Origin of the sequence: Acinetobacter wanghuae (assembly GCF_009557235.1) — a bacterium.
Taxonomy (GTDB): Bacteria; Pseudomonadota; Gammaproteobacteria; order Pseudomonadales; family Moraxellaceae; genus Acinetobacter; species Acinetobacter wanghuae.
This window is the reverse complement of the sequence record NZ_CP045650.1, coordinates 401,872-421,574: the sequence shown is the minus strand read 5'-3', so window position 1 is coordinate 421,574 and position 19,703 is coordinate 401,872. Positions and strand designations below refer to the sequence as shown.

Below are 19,703 nucleotides of genomic sequence, written 5' to 3'. Positions count from 1 at the left end.
ATTATTGAAGGCCTTGTTTCTTCATTTTTCTTAAATACATTTGGCTCATTTCTATTTTTGTTTCAAATAAATTTAATGTTTTAATCAAGCCAGACAGTTTCGCTCGACCATAGTTACGTGAATCAAAATCAGGTTTTACTGCACTAATATACTGCCCAACCATACTTAAATTTGCCCAACCATTTTCATCTGCGTTGTCTTTGACCGCTTTATAAATCAGATTGAGTGTTGCGCCATCTAAGCTATCAGGCAAAACGATATTATCTTTTGCAGAGGATGTGATTTTATTTTCAATGACTTTTTCTGAAGTTGCCGTTTTCTTTTGAGAACTGGTGCTGAGTTCTTCATCTTCTTGCTGTTTAATCTCAATATCACTCATTAAGTTTTCAACGTAAATAAACTTATCGCAGGCTTTTTTAAACGCCTCAGGTGTATTTTTACGACCAAAACCATACACAGCTAAGCCATTTTCGCGAATACGTGAGGCTAACGGGGTGAAATCACTATCGCTCGATACAATACAAAAGCCATCTAAAGCACCGGCATAAAGCAAATCCATCGCATCAATAATTAAAATCATATCGGTGGCATCTTTACCCTTGGTATAGGCAAATTGCTGTACAGGCGTAATGGCGTGCGGCAATAACACATCACGCCAACTCTTTAGCGTTTCGCTACTCCAATCGCCATAAATACGTTTCACACTGGCAATACCATATTTCGCAACTTCTTCTAAAACATGTGAAATCGCATTCACAGATGAATTATCTGCATCAATCAAGACTGCGAATTTTTTTGTTTGCATTCAAAGCATCCCCTAGATTTTTTTATTTTTAGATTCTTTTTTCAGGATTCATTTTGACATAAAAAATGCCGACCGAAGTCAGCATTTTTTGATTTTATCGAAGCTTAAGCTTCAACCCATTTCCCATCTTGGTAAACCAAAGACCATTTGGTTTGTTTACCTTCTGCATTTTCAGAACCAATATATTGTGATTGGTTTTTACGGCTGAATTTAACCAAAGTTGGATTACCTTCAGGGTCAACATCTGGCGCTTGCAAAATAAATTGATATTTCGGATCAATCTGTTCCGCCACAGAACGCAGTTCAGCAACCTTCGGTGCACGTGTTTCACGGACTTTCGGGAACTTGCTTGCTGCCAAGAACAGACCCGCTGCACCATCACGAAGAACAAAGAAGTCATCGTGTTTGGTTGAGCGTAAGTGTTCCATTTTAATTGGATCAACACGTGGCGGTGCTGGCTGACCGCTCTTCAATACTTTACGGGTATTGTCACAGCTGTTGCAGGCGAAGTAAGGACCGAAACGACCTGTTTTCAACTGCATTTCGCCATCACACTTGTCACATGGAATGGTTGGACCGTCATAACCTTTGATTTTGAACTCACCTTCTTCGAGTTCATAACCATCACAGTCTGGGTTGTTCCCACAGACATGCAATTTACGACCACCGTCAATCACATAGCTGTCCATTGCGGTTTCACAAATTGGACAACGTTTTTTCGACATCAGGTCAGCGGTTTCTGCTGCTTCATCATCAGACAGCGCAGCTAAAGACTCAACGGGGGTTAAATTAAATGTACCCTTACAACGCTCTTTCGGCGGTAAGTTATAACCAGAACAACCTAAGAATACACCCGTCGTACCCGTACGAATCTGCATTGGTCGGTCACATTCTTTACAATGTACCGCATCGACTTCGACAGGTTGATTACGGCGCATACCGTCTTCACCCTGCGCTTTAGTCAGGCGTTGTTTGAAGTCGCCATAGAAACTATTGAGTAATTCTTTCCAATTACGATCGCCATCTGCAACTTTATCAAGTTGACCTTCCAAATCTGCAGTAAATGCATAATTCATCAGGTTATTGAAGTTTTCATCGAGACGGTCTGTCACGATTTCACCCATCTTCTCGGCAAAGAGACGACGGTTGTCGAGCTTCACATAACCACGATCTTGAATGGTCGAGATAATCGCAGCATAAGTCGATGGACGACCAATGCCTTTCTTCTCAAGTTCTTTGACCAACGATGCTTCAGTGAAACGTGCAGGTGGCTTAGTAAAGTGTTGCGATGGATCAAGTTTCTCGAGTTTGAGTACTTCACCGACTTTTACCGCAGGCAGCAAAATATCGTCATCGGCTTTGTTGGCACCACGCACTTTAGTGAAACCATCAAAGACCAAAGTACGACCTTTGGCTTTCAGCTCAACACCATTGGCATCCACTAAAATCGTTGAAGATAAGTATTCGGCAGGCGTCATTTGACACGCGACAAACTGACGCCAAATCAGGTCATATAAACGCTGTGCATCGCGGTCTACACCTATCAATTGATCGCCTTTCAGACCCACTGTTGATGGACGAATCGCTTCATGGGCTTCTTGCGCACCCGCTTTGTTGCCATATTTATTTGGCTTTGCAGGTAAGTATTTTGTGCCAAATTCAGATTCAATATGACCGCGTACCATGCTGACTGCATCATCACTTAAGAAGGTCGAGTCAGTACGCATATAGGTAATGAAACCTGCTTCATATAAGCGCTGCGCCATGGTCATGGTTTTCTTGACAGAGAAACCGAGACGGGTACTTGCCGCTTGTTGCAAAGTCGATGTGATATATGGCGCGCTTGGATTAACCTTCGTCGGTTTATCTTCACGCACAGACACTTTATATTCAGCATCTTTAATCAGATTTAGAAGCGCATCCGTTTCGGCTTTATTATGCAGCTTAAGCGCTTTACCATTTTGCTTGACTGCTTCTAAACGAATGTCATCTTTTTTAGATTTAGTATCCGCAAACACTTGCCAGTATTCTTCTGGAATGAACTTACGAATTTCACGTTCGCGCTCAACCACCAGTTTTACTGCAACCGATTGCACACGACCTGCTGATAAACCACGGGCAATTTTTTCCCACAGTAAAGGCGAGATCATAAAGCCCACCACGCGGTCTAAGAAGCGACGGGCTTGCTGAGCATTCACTTTATCGATATCAAGGCGTGACGGCTGTTTAAAGGCTTCCTGAATGGCATTTTTAGTAATCTCATTGAAGACCACACGTTGATAACGTGAATCATCCCCGCCAATCACTTCTTTTAAATGCCAAGCAATCGCTTCCCCTTCCCTATCCATATCCGTTGCGAGATAGACTTCATCGACTTGCGATGCCAGTTTTTTCAGTTCAGCAACGACACCTTCTTTACCCGGTAAAACTTCGTATTTGGCTTTCCAGTCATGTTCTGGATCGACACCCATACGGTTAATCAATGCATTTTGCGATTTTTCTGCTTTTTGTTCATCGGTTAACTTGGTACGCGTTGCCGGCTTTTTCTCTGCCGTTTTGCTCGCGCCTGTCGGTAAATCACGTACGTGACCGACAGATGACTTCACGATGTAATCTGGACCTAAGTATTTGTTGATTGTTTTCGCTTTTGCAGGCGACTCCACAATCACTAAGGCACGCTTGCTCCCAGCTGTAGAAGTTTTCGCTGTGCTGCTTTTTGATGTGGATCGAGGAGCGTTCGCCATAATGAATCGTTAATCCTGTTTATCTTTAATATTAAAGTTCAGCCAAAGCGTGTAGGAGTGCTTTGATGTCTTCTAACTGGGTGGCTCTTAAATCGGCTTCTTCATCCCAAAACATTCCCACACAGTTCGCCTGCATATCAATAGCATAAATGCCTTTTAATGCAATGGGAAAATCTTTAAATTTGTCATCGCCGTGTACGATTTCGAACTTTTGGTCAACAATACGGGCACGCATCAGCGGCAAACGCGCCTCTGGAAGTAATACACTATAGTACGCCACCATACTGGCACGGTTTTCCGTTGCCATCGGAATTTTGGTCCAATCAGGGGCAACCACCAATCGTGGATGCAATCCCATTTTTCGTGCTTGATCACGCATCATGCCAATGGCTTTTTCTCTTGGACTTACACGTAAGCCTAAAATAGAGCCCATGACAAAAATCACAATGACAACAGCAACCCAAATTCCTGTATTTTCCATAGTTCAACCTTTATGTTCTATTATTAGAGTTGCATAAGCACAATGTAAAACGCAAGTTTGCGCGACAAAATTAATTTAAGAACATCTCATGACTGTATAAAATTTCGTGACCATTCCAATAAATATAGCCTTTTTCAATCAGCTCTTTCAGCAGCAATCGAATATCAGATTGAGGGAAGAGCTGCTCAAGCAAATCACGTAGCGCATAAATATCTTTCGGCTTATCTGATTTTAACTCACGTAATTTACGTGCCACTTCTAACTGAACCGGATCAATACGTGCAAAGTTTTTAAATAAATCATGCTGTACCGACTGAATCGTTTCAACGTCTTCATCTTTTTGATTTATTGTATTTTTAAGTTCTGTGATGACCTGATCTAGTAACGGTGAATGAGCTGGCGTAACCGCATTTAAATCTAAGCCAATCCATTGTTTCAGGACTTTCTTACGAAAATGAATATGGTTATCCTGACATTTTACCAGTCGCAAATTAATCAGCATGCCCACAAGATGCTGCGCTTGTTCAGGCGTTTGCTGCAAAATATTAGTAATCGAATTTTTTAAACCGTCAATTGTGCTCGGCTTACCACTCATGCTGTCTAAGGCATCACAATATTTTTTCACCAACAATAAATTTGGCTTAGATTTAATCGCTTCAATACTGGGCAGATGTGATTTAGTGGCTAAAGCTGCCCCCTGCTGTCCAGATTCAACTTGAATCAAACTACAACTAATATTGGATGCTTCGAGCATTTTTCTCAGCATTACACTGCTGTCCATGGCAGAAATCAACTCAACATGGGCAGGATGTTCAAGCAGCGCCAATAGTTGCCCCACAATCACGGCATATTCAAATTCTTTATGTGGTGAGGTCGGGGTATCTAAAATCACAATTTGACCACTGGTCACCCAAGCCGAAAATTCTGTTAAATCTGGCAATGAAAATTCAAATTTTCCCGAACAATTAAACACATAAAGCACAGGATAATGCTCAATAATGTCTCGTAAAAGTTTAATATTCGGCGAATTATTTTCGAGGTCGAGCAGAACGACTTTTTGATGCATAGGAAGTTTTGAAAAACCCTGTGAGAAATGAAGAGCGAGAAAAATCCGAGGAAAGGTTAAACAATTTTCGGGTGATCTAAAAGTATTAACGCATGTTATTTTGCAATTTGGTCTGAAATAGACACTGTATTGACTCAAATGCGTTTGGTTGTTTTTCGCGATTTACAAGACAAAAAATGCATAAAGCGGTTGTTTCAAGCAGCTTAATTTGGAAATAACAAGCTGCTTTTAGCACGATATAAAGAAAAGCTGACCGATATAAATCTTAAAAAGGGAGCAGCTTTCCTTTTTTATGTAAATTATTTTTAAATTAATAATGCGGTGGACGATTGGTCATTGGGTCAAATTCAGCAATCCCTTCTGACAAATCTGATGACTCAACACGTTGATATAAAAGCTTCATTTGCTTTTGTAGGTCGGCAATTTCCAAGTTTTGCTTCACCACCTGATCATTCAGCTGTTCAACTAAATCATCTAAAAATGCAATTCGGACTTGCAAATCTTCAATGGGTGCGGAAAATGACGCCTGATCATTTAAATTTTGTTGTTTAGTCATTTAAAGTCCTCATTTGGGATTTCAGGAAACATTATGGCCTATATTACCCTTAGGGATGTCCAACTTGCGTTTGGTGGACCCGCCCTGCTCGACGGCGCGAATTTCAACTTAGAACGTGGCGAGCGAGTGTGTTTGATCGGCCGTAATGGTGAGGGTAAGTCTACCTTACTTAAGCTTATCGAAGGAAGTTTAGTGGCCGATAGCGGTGAGATTTCACTGCAAAATGGCATCACCATTTCGATGCTTGCCCAAGATGTACCCATGGACTCAGGCAAAGTGGCTGATATTGTCGCAGATGGTGTTGGTGAAGCAGCTCAAGTCCTTCGCGATTACCACCTCGCAAGTGATGCATGCGTACTCGGTGATATGGATGCCTGTGAACGTATGGGTAACTTACAACATCAGATGGATCAACTTGATGGCTGGTCGCTTGAAACACGTGTGAACTCCATTTTAGGCAAAATGGGTCTTGACCCTGAAGCTGATCTTGCCGATTTATCAGGTGGTCGTAAGCGTCGTGTACTCCTTGCACGTGCATTGTTGATGCAACCTGATGTGTTACTACTTGATGAACCGACGAACCATTTGGACGTTGAAAGTATTGAATGGTTAGAAAAATTCTTACTCGATCAAAACAATCTGACGTTACTGTTTATTTCGCATGACCGTTCATTTGTGGACAGCATTGCTACGCGTATTGTCGAACTTGATCGTGGTCAATTGCGTAGTTTTGAAGGTAACTATTCACGTTACCTCGAACTTAAAACCATGCAAATGGAAGCTGAAGAAAAGCAAAATGCATTGTTTGATAAAAAACTTGCTGAAGAAGAAGTTTGGATTCGCCAAGGCATTAAAGCACGTCGTACCCGTAATGAAGGTCGTGTCCGCGACTTAAAAGCATTACGTGAAGAATCGAAAGCCCGTCGTGCCCAACAAGGCAAAGTAACGATGGCGACTCAAGATGCCAATCGCTCAGGCAAATTGGTCTTTGATATTGAAAATCTAAGCGTTACTTTTGGTGATAATGCACCGATTATCAAAGACTTCTCGGCACTTGTGTTACGTGGCGATCGTATTGGTTTAGTCGGTGACAACGGTGTCGGTAAAACCACGCTCATTAAAGCCATTTTGGGTGAACTTGAGCATGGCGGTACGGTAAAAACCGGGACTAAGCTTGAAGTCGCGTACTTTGACCAGTTGCGTAATGCACTTGATCTTGATAAATCTGTCAAAGATAACGTATCTGAAGGTTCGGACTTCGTCGATGTGAACGGTGGTCGTCGTCATATCTATAGCTATTTACAAGATTTCTTGTTCTCCCCTGAACGTGCGCGTACACCAGTCAAAGCATTATCTGGTGGTGAACGTAATCGTATTTTACTTGCGAAACTTTTACTTAAACCATCAAATTTAATCGTAATGGATGAGCCAACCAATGACTTGGATATGGTGACGCTTGAACTATTAGAGGAAATGTTGGGTGGCTATAAAGGTACTTTGCTCCTAATCTCGCATGACCGTGCATTTATGGACAACGTGGTGACATCGACTTGGGTCTTTGATGGTAAAGGTCATATCGATGAATACATCGGTGGTTATCAAGACTATCTTGAGCAACGCCCTGATCAAACCGCGGTCGATCAAAAAAGCGATGTAAAAAAAGCCTTGGCAAAAGCAGAAGCAAGCGCTGCTGCAGCTGCACCGAAAAAAGTAAAACTCAGCTATAAAGATCAACGTGCTTTAGAACAATTGCCTTTAGAGATGGAAGCTTTAGAGAAAGAGCAAGCCGAGATTAATGACATTTTGGCAGATGGCTCACTGTTCGTTAAAGACGCTGACAAAGCGATGAAACTTTCAGAACGCCTAGGTGAAATTGACGAGCTTTTACTTGAAAAGTTAGAACGCTGGGAAGAACTTGAAAACTTAACCAAAGACTAAGTTCTTAAGTCCTCTATCCTGTAAGCATCTGTATTCGTACAGGTGCTTTTTTTATTTCGAAATTTTCTCTGCTAAACTGCATAGAATCTTTTCTCCCCAATGTGCGCTATGAGTCATCAACCCGAATTTAAGCCCGGTGAATTTCAATGGTCTTTCCTGCTTCCTCAATACTGGGGAATTTGGATCGGCATTATTTGCTTAATGATGTTGGCGATTCTACCGTGGGCACTGCAATTTCGCTTAGGACAAGCTTTAGGAAATGTATGTTTCAAAGCCCTTAGATCTCGCCGTGAAACAACCTTACGTAATCTTGAGGTCTGTTTTCCAGAATGGTCTGCGGCTGAAGTTGAAGCGAATGCACGTCAGGTCTTTGTCGATCAGATGATTGGGGTATTTGAAACTCTAAACGCATGGTATAGCCCAAAATGGTTTCAAGGTCGTGTCACGATTGAAGGCTTAGAATATGTCGAGCATGCACAAGCACAGAACCAAGGCATTTTATTTCTAGGTACACACTCGACCCTACTTGATGCGGGCGGATATCTATGCGCACAGTACTTTGAACCTGACGTGGTCTATCGTCCGCAAAACAATCCGTTGCTAGATATGCTGATTTATCGTTGCCGAGCGACGATTTATGCCAATCAAATTGACCATGACGATATGCGTGGCTTGGTCCGCAAGCTTAAACAAGGTCATGCCATTTGGTATAGCCCAGATCAAGATTTTGGTCTAAAACAAGGAGTCATGGCACCGTTCTTTGGTGTGCCTGCGGCAACAGTGACCGCACATCGTCGTTTGCTCAAAATGACCAAAGCTGCTGCCATTCCACTTTATTTTTACCGCCATGGCGATATCAAAAATCCGCAATATCACGTTTTAATTGAAGCGCCCGTTGAGCATTTACCGAGTGAAGATGAAATCGATGATGCAACGCGAGTCAATCAAATTATTGAACGCCAGTTACGTATCGCACCGACTCAATATATGTGGTTCCATCGCCGTTTTAAAACGCGCCCTGATGGTTATGAGAATATTTATAAATAACAGAATAGATAGTGTGAATCGCGGATTCATCTCAAATGAATTCACCATAAAATTTAAGCTTAACGAGTAAAAATAGGCATCTAAAATAATTTAACCCGAGTTCTGCATCCTGCAAAACTCGGGTTAGTGAGGTTGTGCTTTCAAATCTTTTTATTCATTCTTTTGCTTTTTTGATGTCCATTTCAGCATCATATCCATGATGTCTCAATTCAGCGTCGTCTTCCTTATGCGAAATTCCCTTCGCGACTCCCTGTGCTGATAAAACAAGAATACGTTTATTCCGACACGCTGGCTATTCGACATCGGACGAAACTTGTGTAAGCATTTTCGTACACTTTTCTTGTTAATATTATGGTGTTTTCGTACCATCCTTATAATCTTGAGCAATTTCATCCGTCACGATTTTCTCTTCCTTCTCAGCCTTTTCAATGCCGTCTTGAATCGCTTCTTGTGCCTCTTTTTCATCTGCATCGGTTTGCTCAAGCTCTTGCTGCACTTGTTCAAACTCTGCGCCAGTTTGCAACACGACATAGACAGGGAAATGATCTGAACCAACATGCGGTAAGCGTTGCATTTTCACTAAAGCAAAATCGGTACTATGGAAGACGTGATCGAGTGACCAACGCAGTAAAGGATAATCCGCATGGAAGGTGTTGACATAATGTCTGCCCACCCGAGGGTCAAGTAAACCACTAATGCGTTGGAATAGTCGTGTGGTTCGCGACCAAGCGACATCATTCAAATCACCCATCACAATACAACTTTCATCCAAATCTTTAATTTGATCACCGACAATTAAAAGCTCGGCATCACGTAAAGTGGAATCTTTGGCTTCAGTTGGACTCGGTGGTTTCGGATGTAAACAATACAGCTGCACAGCATGCCCTGACCGCAGCGTGACTGTCGTGTGAATAGATGGAATTTCATCGCTTAAAATGAATTTCACCTCAGTATCTGTGAGTTCTAACTTGCTATACAGATGCATGCCATACAAATTATCTAAAGGGACAGGCACACGATATGGATAATCTTTTTCAATGACGACAAGTTCATTTTGCCAAGTTTGATCAGTTTCTAAAGTCAGCACCAAATCGGGTTGATGCTTCTCAATCTGTTCAATCAGCAAATGATATTTTTGATTTGGGGTGAGCACATTAGAGACAATCAAAGAAATTTGTTTATCAGGGTCTAACTGTTCTAGACGTACTTTTTTGACCTGCTTTTTCCAAATAAAGGTATAGGGCAAAACCATTTTCAGTTGATACGCCATCGCGGCTAATAATCCAACAAAAATCACTTGTGTAAAGCGATTCCATGGCGCGTCCCAAAAGATGAAAAACAGCAATGTCACAAAGCCAATTACCAAGATTTGTAGCCTTGGAAAGTCAGCGCCACGGAACCACCATTCATCTCGAGGAATCAAGGACCAGAAGCTGAGCCAAATTACCAAGATTGCAATAATCTCAATCCAAATCATAAAACCTCGCTGTTATATTCTAATTTTTTGTTTAATTCATAAATTAATATCAATTTTCCATGTAACATAAACAAGATATATTGCACAATATTAATCGTGTTTCGGTTGTGTAGCGCTTGCAGTTAGCGCACCTTTTGATACACTCAAACCCCCTTTTATTTTTAACGCACCGAGGCAAAATGACATGAAAGTAGGTCTGGTCGGTTGGCGCGGGATGGTTGGTTCCGTCCTTATGCAACGTATGGTTGAAGAGAATGATTTCGCTCATTTTGAGCCATTCTATTTCTCTACCAGTAATGCAGGTGGTCAAGCGCCTGCATTTGGTGGTAAGACTGCTCCAGCACTTATGGATGCATCAGACATTAACAGTCTGAAGCAAATGGATGTCATTATTACCTGTCAAGGTGGTGACTATACCACGGAAGTTTTCCCTAAACTGAAAGCTGAAGCGTGGAAAGGTTACTGGATTGATGCAGCATCGACTTTACGTATGGATGACGAGGCGATCATCGTTCTTGACCCAGTCAACATGCATGTCATTAAAGACGGTTTAGTGAAAGGCACGAAAACTTTCGTGGGCGGTAACTGTACTGTTTCTCTTATGCTCATGGGCTTAGGCGGTCTATTCCAAAACAATTTGGTGGAATGGGCAACTTCAATGACTTATCAAGCAGCATCTGGTGCTGGCGCGCAAAATATGCGTGAACTCATCAATGGTATGGGTTATTTATATAACAATACTAAAGATTTACTTGATGATCCGAAATCTCCAATCTTAGATATCGATTCTAAAATTGCGGCACTACAACGTAGTGAAGGTTTCCCATCTGCAAACTTCGGCGTGCCTTTAGCAGGTTCACTCATTCCGTACATCGATAAACAGCTTGAAAGCGGTCAGTCGAAAGAAGAATGGAAAGGTCAGGTTGAAACCAATAAAATCTTGGGTAATCAACAGATCGTGCCTATCGATGGTCACTGTGTCCGTATCGGTGCAATGCGTTGCCATTCACAAGCTTTGACATTAAAGCTTCGTAAAGATGTGCCTTTGAATGAAATTGAAGACATCATTGCAAGTGCAAATGATTGGTCTAAAGTCGTGCCGAACACACGTGAAGCATCAATGACCGATCTTACTCCTGTTGCAGTTACAGGTACTTTATCTGTACCAGTCGGTCGTCTACGTAAGCTCAACATGGGTAAAGAATACCTTGGCGCGTTCACTGTTGGTGACCAATTGCTTTGGGGTGCTGCTGAGCCATTGCGCCGTATGCTGCGTATCTTAATTGAGTATAAAAATGCTTAATATCAAGCGTTGATACAAAGTAAAAAAAGCCGATCTTTATTGATCGGCTTTTTTATGCCAAGATGGACGAAATATTTTACAAAACATAGACATCCCGATAATCTAGAATTTTCGCTTTGCGATCGTGATTGAGCTTTGACATTAAGATGACTGCATATAACAAATTAAAGATTGCCATTTTAGCCATCATGGCTGCGCCAACGACATTTGCCGTAAATGTTGATCCTGTGCAAGTCCAATCCGCACCGGGTGAACTACTTTATGCCGAAATGCATTTTCGCAAATCGAATGTAAATACTCCAATAGAAGTGAGCTTAGCATCGCTTGATGATCTTGCGTCCATTGGGGCGTCACATCAGCCACCCGGTCATTTAAATTTTTATACCCGTCGTAATAGTAACGGCAGTGGCGTGATTACGATTACCTCATCACGTCCTATCACTGACCGTGAACTCAATATTATTATTAAAATTAAAGAAGGCAATGCGGCACATTTACAGCATGTCCGCACCCCTTTAAAGTCTAAAATCGACTTATTAAAAGCCAGGTTAAGCCCAAATGAACGCCCATTGTCACCTGTTGTGGTGGTCAGTGAAAAAGACATTGCATTATCGTTGCCTGTTAGTACGCAATATAACGTAGCAAAATCAGCCAACACAGTCACTGAAAAACCATTGGCGATTCAACGTATTGCTCCCCCTACACTATCGAGTAGCTCAGTTGCGAGCATCGCTTCACCTCATATTCAGGCAGTTACTCAACCAGCGCCGAATGTGACACCGCCAGCTTTAGCAACACCAAAGCCTAATTCAGCATCACTTGCTGTGCCAATAACAGTTCAGCCAGTAGAACCGATCAAAGCCTTAAGCACAGCAGCTCCTTCAAGTGCTCAGCCGATCGTCCAAACAAAAAAACCAGAAAAATTAGCCGCTGAGCAACAAACAAAATTAGCAGCAAAGCCCGAAAAAACGACAGCTCCAACACCAGTTGCATCTTCTCAAGATGCACTTGTTTCAAAACCAAAACCTGCGATTCAACCGATAGAAAAATCAGAGAATATCGCAACAGAATCTCATGATCCTTTAGTGAAAAAATTTGCAGAAGAACGTGCTGCACAACAACAAAAGCCAGCGGTAGAGACTGCTAAAAAATTAGCGTCTCCCCCATCTATTCCACCTTTGTCAAAGGCTCAAGCAACTTATGTGGTTCAAGCAAATGAATCCCTATGGAAAATTGCAGAACGTGTTGCACAGGCACAAAATAAGCCGGTTAACGAAGTGATGCAAAATATTAAAAAGAACAATGAACATGCTTTTATTGCAGGAGATGCCAATCGCTTACGTAACGGTGCAGCTTTAAATCTTAATGCTGCTGTCCCAACAAAAGAAGCGATTAAAGTCCCTGCTACGGCACTTCATACACAAAAGATCAAACCGACCACAAAGACTAAATATCGTCTGAATCAGGCTGAAATGAGCCTTGTTGCAGAGAATGAACAAGATTCCAAATTACTTTCTGCAAATCAAAACACATTAAAGAATCAATCTTCGAAAGAGTTAGCATTAAAAGTTATGACAGCTCGAGAAAAAACCGTTAAATTACAGAGAAACGTGACTGAAATAGAGTTGGCACTTAATCCAAAGGATCACAGAATTCAATTACTCAATGCACGTTTAGCACGACTGGAACAACAGTTAAAAGCTCAACATGCAGATAAAAAGCCAACTCACTAATGTGACATACAATGATTTATTGGGATGCGTTTATATCATTCGCTGTCCTAAAGGGGTATTAAGATGCTGATTTATTTGATTCCACTGGTGATATTAATCATCGTTTTACTTGTATTAAAAAAACGACAAGATGCTCAAGGCGCAGCGAAAGCGAAACCAACAAGTCGAACAAAAACTACAGCGAGCTCAAGTAAAGCACCGCAAAAAACCAAAGTGGTGGAAGAACCAGTTGCAGTCAAACAAACAGCGACGCCTCTTAGTGCCGATCTGCGTCAAAAAATTGAAGGTCTAATTACAGCGGGTAATTATTTCGCGGCCGAAGCGCAAATTAACCAAGCGTTAAACCGCGATAATTCACAGCATGAATTGTATTTGCTCTTACTTGATATCCATACCAAGCAAAAAGATGATTTTGCGATTTCTCAGCTCATTAATCATATTCGTTCCTTGCAACTTGATGAGGTGTTGGAAAAAGCAAAAGCTCAAAAAGCCGAATATGAAAAATTTCTCCCTTCCAGTAACGATACGATTGGATTCCACTCTGTTGATAATACCACCACAGCGGACGCATTTGCTGAACTAGAAGCACCGCATGTTGCTGATGACACTGCATTTGATGCCCTTCAAGATGAAGCTAAACCCTCAACTAAATCTGTGTTTGAAGCAAAACCCACTCAAAATGATATTCAACCTTTAGAATTCAATTTTGAGCCGTTGTTGACGCAAACTGAAATCCCTGTCGAAAAGCCTGCAACGGAAGCGCTGCATTTTGACTCCAATTTCGACTTTACCCCAAGCTCACCGATTGTTGAATCAGTAGAATCTGCTACACCTGTTGTTGCACCGACCTTAGCATTTGATCTCGAATCTACAGCACCTGCCGAACCTGTTGCAGTCGATAAACCGGAAGAGATTCAGCCTTTAGATTTCTCATTCTCCTTAGACAGTGCGACAACCACTCCGGAAAAAACCGAAGAATCCATTGCGATTGATCTTGATCTAACCAATATCAAACCGATCACCAATGAAGTTGCTCCTACAGCTGCACTAGAAAGTTCAACATTTGATTTCAAACTCGATAGCATCGAGGAAAAAACGGAAACAGCTCCTTCCGCGCTGAGTATTGATGTACCTGAAACAACTGTAATTGCAGTAGATCGAAATGATCCACTCGTGCAATCATTCCCTGAATTGGTTGAGAACGATGAAATCAGCCTAAATCTTTCTCTTGCTGAGCAATATATTAAACTGGGTGCATACAATGCAGCACGTGAATTATTGGCAGAGAAAGAATCAGAATATTCTGCTCTGCAACATGAGCAAGCCAAGCAACTTTTAAATCAAATCGCTTCTTAACGCATTTGGCTTTACACTAAAGCAGTCATGATTTGGCTGCTTTTTTTATGAATACAGATATTGCTTTAATCTATATGGGTGGAACATTTGGCTGTGTCGGTGATCCGCTCGCACCTATGCCCGCTGATGCTTTTATTCCACAATTAAATCATCTACTTGAAAAAAAATATCAGGTTAAATGCTTTCAAGCACCTAAAATCAAGGACAGTAGTGCCTGTCAGGCACAAGATTGGCTTGAATTGGTTTATTTTATTCAAGACCTAATCAAAGAAAATTATCAATATTTTGTCATTATTCATGGTACCGATACGCTTAGTTATGCCAGTGCTGTGTTATCACATTGTCTAGCGCAATCTGCGCATGTCATTCTTACAGGCAGTCAATACCCATTACTCAATACCGGTGGCAATGAACTGCGTGAATTCAGTGATGCGATGGATAATTTAACTTTTGCATTAGAAAAAGTTATAACGTCAGATTCAGGCGTTTATCTAGCTTTTCATCAGCAAGTGATTCATGCACAAACAGCTCTTAAAATTCATACGACTGAACTTGCTGCTTTTGCAGGTCTTGATGCCCAAATCAATATTCAAAAACCGAAACAGGCAAAAAATATTACACTGAATGATATTGAAAAAGCGAAATCATTTAACTGCATGAGTCTGATGATTCAGCCGATAGACATTAATTTACAGATACAAAATTTACAGCAGCTTCTCATCCACCCACCGCATTTTTTATTCTTGCAAGGTTTTGGCACAGGTAATCTTGCAGTGAATGCTGATTTTATTCAGCTCATTGATGAACTTTATGAAAAAGGCTGCGCGACCGTCCTCACTACACAGGTCCCTTTTGGCGGTACAGATCAGCGTTATGCGATTGCGGATTGGGTTAAACACAGCAAAGTTTTGTTAAATGAAAGTCATGGTCATGCCGATCTTTATGCAAAAGCACTAAAAATGTATTTACAATACGATGCAGTTGAACAATGGCATCGTCATTGGTACGAATAATTCAGTTTTGAGGTAGATATGCAGCGTTTTGCAGTGGGTATTGAGTTTTGTGGCATGAACTATCGCGGTTGGCAAACACAACAACCGGGTGTCGCAAGCGTGCAAGAAACCATTGAAAAGGTGCTGTCTACTGTTGCTAACGAGACCATTGTTTTACACGGTGCAGGACGTACCGATGCGGGTGTACATGCGACCAATATGGTCGCGCATTTTGACACAACTGCGGTACGTTCCATTCATGGTTGGCTACGGGGTTGCAACAGTCAGTTACCAAAAGATATTTCGATTCAATGGATTAAAGCGATGGATGATGACTTCCATGCACGCTTTAAAGCCAAGGCACGTCGTTATCGTTATGTGGTTTACAATCACCCTGTTCGTCCTGCGTTACTGCATAAACAAGTTACCCATGCATATTACGACTTGAATGTAGATGCCATGATTGCAGCCGCGAAAAAATTCGAGGGTACACATAACTTTGAAAGTTTCCGCGCAGCATCGTGTCAGTCAAACCAACCTGTGCGCCATGTACGACATTGTCGTTTGATTCCACATGGGCAATATCTCGTATTAGACATTCAAGCAGATGGTTTCTTACACCATATGGTCAGAAACATCATGGGATGCTTGCTTGAAGTGGGTCAAGGTATGTATAGCATTGAATATATTGATGAAATTTTTGCGGCAGAAGATCGTAAAGCGGCAGGTATTACCGCACCGCCAGATGGTTTGTATTTCATTCATGCAGAGTATCCAACAGAATTCGATTTACCGAAAATGCCTTTAGGGCCGCATTGGCTAAATATGCCGGAATAAATTATTAAACAATCCCTCCCAACCTCCCTTTAAAAAAGGGAGGAGCTCCCCTACTTTGAAAAGTAAGATAATAAGAAGTCAAAAAATCCCCCTTTTATAAAGGTGAGAAGCACTGCTTCGCAAGGGAGGGATTCTAGCGCTGCTTCCTTTAACGATATTCCACAGGTGTTTCATTGGTCTAACGCTGCTTCCTTTTACGATATTCTACAGGCGTTTCATTGGTCCAACGCTTAAATGCGCGGTAGAAGGTACTTGGTTCAGAGAACCCAGTTAAATATACAATTCGCTCCACACTTTCCGCTGTACCTGCCAACAAACGCTTAGCTAAACGACAACGATAATCAGAAAGAATTTGTTGGAAACTGGTATTTGCCTCACTGAGCTGCGTTCTTAAACGACGCGGAGTAATATTCAGTTGTGCTGCCACGGTTTCCAATGTGGTTTCACCACTTTCCAAGGTTGAGCCAATGGCACGGCGGACTTCTCCAACCAAATCATAACGTGCGAGTTCCTGCAGTTTCTCAATCGCAAGTTGTTCATGTAATTGAAGTAATTCAGGTTCTGCTTGCCAAAGTGGAAAGTCTAAAATGTTTGGATCGAAATACAGACGTGTTTCTTTTTGCCCTAAACTCACCGGACATTCAAAGACACGAAAATACTCATCATCCGCTGCGCCTTTGGCAAAGTTAAAATCGATGTAAATTGGCTCAAAACGTCCTTCAGTAATAAACTTAAAGAAGCGCAGCACACCTGACATCGCACATTCGGTAAAATGACGATTGACGATATTTTCTGAATAGGGCTGCTCACCATTAGTCAGATAGCAACGATCATCTTCAATCACCAATGTGGCATGAAAAGCATCACTGATCAGACGTTGATAAGCCAAAGCGCGTTTCAGTCCTTCACCAAAATTTGCACTCGAAATAAATAAATGCTCGATCACCTGCCCGCGGTATAACGGCAAATGCTCGCCCAAATGCAATCCAATATCGGGGTCACGACTTACCTCTTCTGCAGCAACCCAAAATGCATACTGCGCGCTCAGTGGTGTACGATCATTCGCCTCCACTTGATTTAAAGCGACTCCTGCTTTAGTTAGTAATTCTTCGGTAGGCAAACCGGCACGACGAATCGCTTGGTAGCCTAAACGTAATACAACCGATGCATCCGTTAGCTGACTCACTCAAAAACCTTCCTTGTATGTGCTTCATTTATACCCAAAAAGATTAATTTTAGATTAACTGCGATTGACCAAACTGACAACAAAAGAAGATAACTATTTAGTTAATTTATTTAAACTGCTACTTCGCTTAATTTACTGACAGATGATCAGTCTAGCGCCCGTTTCGCCTTGTGTTAACCGAAAAAATTGACTATAATTTGCGCCTTTCCAATTTATTCATTCAGGTAGGCTATGGCCAATAAAGAGGAACTCATCGAGTTCGAAGGCGTTGTCACCGAGACGCTTCCTAATACTATGTTCCGTGTACGTTTAGAAAACGGTCATGAAGTGATTGCTCACATCTCTGGTAAAATGCGTAAACACTATATCCGCATTTTGACTGGCGACAGTGTTAAAGTAGAAATGACACCTTACGATTTGACAAAGGGTCGTATCACTTACCGTGCACGCTAAGTTTTAGCGCAAGCTCGTAAGCCACGCCCTTGTCGTGGCTTTTTTGTTTTTAATATTCATCAATGACCGTTTGTCATATTACAACAATCCATTGCACACCGACTCGCTAGAATAAACATAACGTTGTATTGCTTGGAGTCATCTTGTGCGTACTCAATTCTCCTCTTTTAGACTGTTCTTTCTTGTCGCTCTCTCGATTTTTCTTTATGCCTGTAGCACGATGCCGATTAGTCAATTTGACCGTGAGCAATATTTGCAGTCCTTCATCGGTCAAACGAGTCAATCTATTTATAGCAGTCTAGATTTAACTGCAATAGGCTACGAACAGAGCCAAGAACCCGTATTAACAGCGCATCAGCTGACCTATATCATTCAACGATCCGTCATGATTCCACTTTCTGTTGCGCAATCACCTGTCACAGGTACAGGCTCTATTCCGATTCCAAACACGGCTACAGCATCTCAACGTTATGATGTCGAGCTGCAATGTCGAATTGTCTTTCAATTAAAAGATAATATTGCGACCTCTGTTGCTTATACAGGTCGCACTTGCTAAGACCTTAAAAGCATCAAGCATAAAAAAACGCAGCTCATGGCTGCGTTTTTTTATACGGCTGAAATTAGTTTAAAGCAGCAACAACCGCCTGACCCATTTCAACTGTTCCTACTTTGTTCATGCCTTCAGACATAATGTCTGCAGTACGCAAGCCTTGATCAAGTACTTGACCCACTGCATCTTCAATCGCTTTTGCAGCGGCTTCTTCACGGAACGTATAACGTAGCATCATCGCTACTGATAAAATGGTTGCCAATGGATTTGCTAAGTTTTGACCCGCGATATCCGGTGCTGAACCATGGCAAGGCTCATACATCCCTTTACCATTTTCATCCAATGATGCTGAAGGCAACATCCCAATAGAACCCGTTAACATTGCTGCTTCATCAGACAAAATATCACCGAACAAGTTTGACGTTACAATGACATCAAACTGTTTAGGCGCACGTACCAATTGCATTGCCGCATTGTCGACATACATATGCGACAAGTTAATTTCAGGATATTCCGCTTCTTTTAATGCAGTAACCGTTTGTTTCCAAAGCTCAGTTACCTCTAAAACATTGGCTTTATCAACAGAACACACTTTACCGCCACGAAGATTTGCCATTTCAAACGCAACTTTCGCAATACGTTTAATTTCAGATTCTGAATAAACGTCAGTGTTGTAGCCTTGTTTTTCACCATTTTCTAACTCGCGAATACCACGTGGTTGACCGAAGTAAATACCACCCGTTAATTCACGCACGATTAAGATATCTAAACCGGCAACGATTTCAGGTTTTAAGCTTGATGCATCTGCCAATTGCGGATAAAGAATCGCAGGACGTAAGTTTGCAAAAAGGTTAAGTTCGCTACGTAATTTTAACAAACCACGTTCTGGACGAATTGAGCGTTCAATTGCATCCCATTTTGGACCACCCACAGCACCGAGTAAGATCGCATCGGCTTTTTTCGCTTGTTCAGAGGTCACATCTGGATACGGTGAACCATGTGCATCAATAGCCGCACCGCCCAATAAACCTTGTTCCCACGTTAAACCTAAATTAAATTTATCGTTAACAACAGTCAGTACCTGTTCTGCAGCTTTTACAATTTCAGGACCGATGCCGTCACCAGCCAAAATCAAAATTTGTTTAGACATGAGATATTCCATTTTTATGGGTCAGTGTA

17 protein-coding genes are annotated in these 19,703 nt (G+C 41.7%); 9 read left to right on the top strand and 8 right to left on the bottom strand.

Translation table 11 applies throughout. The features are described from left to right. Nucleotide 1: 1 nt before the first annotated feature. From GFH30_RS01910 to GFH30_RS01890, 5 genes are all read right to left on the bottom strand, one after another. On the bottom strand, nucleotides 2-805 hold the full coding sequence (locus GFH30_RS01910) for an NYN domain-containing protein (RefSeq protein ID WP_153370633.1): 804 nt from the start codon (nucleotides 803-805) through the stop codon (nucleotides 2-4). Between the two features lie 104 nt (nucleotides 806-909). Continuing rightward, complete coding sequence (gene topA, locus GFH30_RS01905; protein WP_153370631.1) at nucleotides 910-3,549, bottom strand: type I DNA topoisomerase; 2,640 nt, start codon at nucleotides 3,547-3,549, stop codon at nucleotides 910-912. Between the two features lie 31 nt (nucleotides 3,550-3,580). Next, a complete protein-coding gene (locus GFH30_RS01900) occupies nucleotides 3,581-4,030 on the bottom strand; it encodes an ammonium transporter (protein WP_153370629.1) in 450 nt (149 codons plus the stop codon). Nucleotides 4,031-4,100: 70 nt separating this feature from the next. Beyond that, entirely contained in the window at nucleotides 4,101-5,096 is a 996-nt protein-coding gene (locus GFH30_RS01895) for a hypothetical protein (protein ID WP_153370627.1), read from the bottom strand. Between the two features lie 310 nt (nucleotides 5,097-5,406). Next, complete coding sequence (locus GFH30_RS01890) at nucleotides 5,407-5,652, bottom strand: SlyX family protein (protein ID WP_153370625.1); 246 nt, start codon at nucleotides 5,650-5,652, stop codon at nucleotides 5,407-5,409. A 33-nt stretch (nucleotides 5,653-5,685) separates the two neighbouring features. Here GFH30_RS01890 and GFH30_RS01885 point away from each other — a divergent pair, with 33 nt between their 5' ends. Both GFH30_RS01885 and GFH30_RS01880 read left to right on the top strand, forming a co-directional pair. Then, entirely contained in the window at nucleotides 5,686-7,590 is a 1,905-nt protein-coding gene (locus GFH30_RS01885) for an ATP-binding cassette domain-containing protein (RefSeq protein ID WP_153370623.1), read from the top strand. Between the two features lie 108 nt (nucleotides 7,591-7,698). After that, a complete protein-coding gene (locus GFH30_RS01880; RefSeq protein WP_153370621.1) occupies nucleotides 7,699-8,637 on the top strand; it encodes an LpxL/LpxP family acyltransferase in 939 nt (312 codons plus the stop codon). 349 nt (nucleotides 8,638-8,986) lie between these two features. Here the strand turns inward: GFH30_RS01880 and GFH30_RS01875 are convergent, their stop codons facing one another. Then, the gene (locus GFH30_RS01875) at nucleotides 8,987-10,114 is read right to left on the bottom strand and encodes an endonuclease/exonuclease/phosphatase family protein (RefSeq protein ID WP_153370619.1); all 1,128 of its coding nucleotides are present in this window, start codon (nucleotides 10,112-10,114) and stop codon (nucleotides 8,987-8,989) included. Nucleotides 10,115-10,298: 184 nt separating this feature from the next. On the opposite strand from GFH30_RS01875, the gene asd reads away from it, so the two are divergent. The 5 genes from asd (at nucleotide 10,299) to truA (ending at nucleotide 16,335) form a co-directional block, all read left to right on the top strand. Next, nucleotides 10,299-11,417 carry an aspartate-semialdehyde dehydrogenase gene (gene asd, locus GFH30_RS01870; RefSeq protein ID WP_153370617.1) on the top strand — a complete coding sequence of 373 codons (1,119 nt, stop codon included), beginning with the start codon at nucleotides 10,299-10,301 and terminating at the stop codon, nucleotides 11,415-11,417. Nucleotides 11,418-11,563: 146 nt separating this feature from the next. Continuing rightward, on the top strand, nucleotides 11,564-13,150 hold the full coding sequence (locus tag GFH30_RS01865; protein WP_153370615.1) for a FimV/HubP-related protein: 1,587 nt from the start codon (nucleotides 11,564-11,566) through the stop codon (nucleotides 13,148-13,150). Between the two features lie 63 nt (nucleotides 13,151-13,213). Further along, nucleotides 13,214-14,506: a type IV pilus assembly protein FimV gene (locus tag GFH30_RS01860; protein ID WP_153370613.1), complete on the top strand. Its 1,293-nt coding sequence runs from the start codon at nucleotides 13,214-13,216 to the stop codon at nucleotides 14,504-14,506. A gap of 47 nt (nucleotides 14,507-14,553) precedes the next feature. Continuing rightward, nucleotides 14,554-15,519, top strand: a complete 966-nt coding sequence (locus GFH30_RS01855) for an asparaginase domain-containing protein (RefSeq protein WP_153370611.1) — start codon at nucleotides 14,554-14,556, stop codon at nucleotides 15,517-15,519. Nucleotides 15,520-15,537: 18 nt separating this feature from the next. Further along, on the top strand, nucleotides 15,538-16,335 hold the full coding sequence (gene truA, locus GFH30_RS01850; RefSeq protein ID WP_153370609.1) for a tRNA pseudouridine(38-40) synthase TruA: 798 nt from the start codon (nucleotides 15,538-15,540) through the stop codon (nucleotides 16,333-16,335). A gap of 178 nt (nucleotides 16,336-16,513) precedes the next feature. Here truA and GFH30_RS01845 read toward each other — a convergent pair whose 3' ends face one another. After that, the gene (locus tag GFH30_RS01845; protein ID WP_153370607.1) at nucleotides 16,514-17,521 is read right to left on the bottom strand and encodes an AraC family transcriptional regulator; all 1,008 of its coding nucleotides are present in this window, start codon (nucleotides 17,519-17,521) and stop codon (nucleotides 16,514-16,516) included. A 231-nt stretch (nucleotides 17,522-17,752) separates the two neighbouring features. Between GFH30_RS01845 and infA the strand changes: the two genes are divergently transcribed. Further along, complete coding sequence (gene infA / locus GFH30_RS01840; protein WP_001284370.1) at nucleotides 17,753-17,974, top strand: translation initiation factor IF-1; 222 nt, start codon at nucleotides 17,753-17,755, stop codon at nucleotides 17,972-17,974. A 145-nt stretch (nucleotides 17,975-18,119) separates the two neighbouring features. Continuing rightward, complete coding sequence (locus GFH30_RS01835; protein ID WP_153370605.1) at nucleotides 18,120-18,530, top strand: hypothetical protein; 411 nt, start codon at nucleotides 18,120-18,122, stop codon at nucleotides 18,528-18,530. 64 nt (nucleotides 18,531-18,594) lie between these two features. Here the strand turns inward: GFH30_RS01835 and leuB are convergent, their stop codons facing one another. After that, nucleotides 18,595-19,674: a 3-isopropylmalate dehydrogenase gene (gene leuB / locus GFH30_RS01830; protein WP_153370603.1), complete on the bottom strand. Its 1,080-nt coding sequence runs from the start codon at nucleotides 19,672-19,674 to the stop codon at nucleotides 18,595-18,597. Between the last annotated feature and the right edge of the window lie 29 nt (nucleotides 19,675-19,703).

Excerpts from the sequence above, each read along its gene's own strand:
- GFH30_RS01910 (WP_153370633.1), bottom strand. The coding sequence starts at position 805 with ATGCAAACAAAAAAATTCGCAGTCTTGATTGATGCAGATAATTCATCT.
- topA (WP_153370631.1), bottom strand. The coding sequence starts at position 3,549 with ATGGCGAACGCTCCTCGATCCACATCAAAAAGCAGCACAGCGAAAACT.
- GFH30_RS01900 (WP_153370629.1), bottom strand. The coding sequence starts at position 4,030 with ATGGAAAATACAGGAATTTGGGTTGCTGTTGTCATTGTGATTTTTGTC.
- GFH30_RS01895 (WP_153370627.1), bottom strand. The coding sequence starts at position 5,096 with ATGCATCAAAAAGTCGTTCTGCTCGACCTCGAAAATAATTCGCCGAAT.
- GFH30_RS01890 (WP_153370625.1), bottom strand. The coding sequence starts at position 5,652 with ATGACTAAACAACAAAATTTAAATGATCAGGCGTCATTTTCCGCACCC.
- GFH30_RS01885 (WP_153370623.1), top strand. The coding sequence starts at position 5,686 with ATGGCCTATATTACCCTTAGGGATGTCCAACTTGCGTTTGGTGGACCC.
- GFH30_RS01880 (WP_153370621.1), top strand. The coding sequence starts at position 7,699 with ATGAGTCATCAACCCGAATTTAAGCCCGGTGAATTTCAATGGTCTTTC.
- GFH30_RS01875 (WP_153370619.1), bottom strand. The coding sequence starts at position 10,114 with ATGATTTGGATTGAGATTATTGCAATCTTGGTAATTTGGCTCAGCTTC.
- asd (WP_153370617.1), top strand. The coding sequence starts at position 10,299 with ATGAAAGTAGGTCTGGTCGGTTGGCGCGGGATGGTTGGTTCCGTCCTT.
- GFH30_RS01865 (WP_153370615.1), top strand. The coding sequence starts at position 11,564 with ATGACTGCATATAACAAATTAAAGATTGCCATTTTAGCCATCATGGCT.
- GFH30_RS01860 (WP_153370613.1), top strand. The coding sequence starts at position 13,214 with ATGCTGATTTATTTGATTCCACTGGTGATATTAATCATCGTTTTACTT.
- GFH30_RS01855 (WP_153370611.1), top strand. The coding sequence starts at position 14,554 with ATGAATACAGATATTGCTTTAATCTATATGGGTGGAACATTTGGCTGT.
- truA (WP_153370609.1), top strand. The coding sequence starts at position 15,538 with ATGCAGCGTTTTGCAGTGGGTATTGAGTTTTGTGGCATGAACTATCGC.
- infA (WP_001284370.1), top strand. The coding sequence starts at position 17,753 with ATGGCCAATAAAGAGGAACTCATCGAGTTCGAAGGCGTTGTCACCGAG.
- leuB (WP_153370603.1), bottom strand. The coding sequence starts at position 19,674 with ATGTCTAAACAAATTTTGATTTTGGCTGGTGACGGCATCGGTCCTGAA.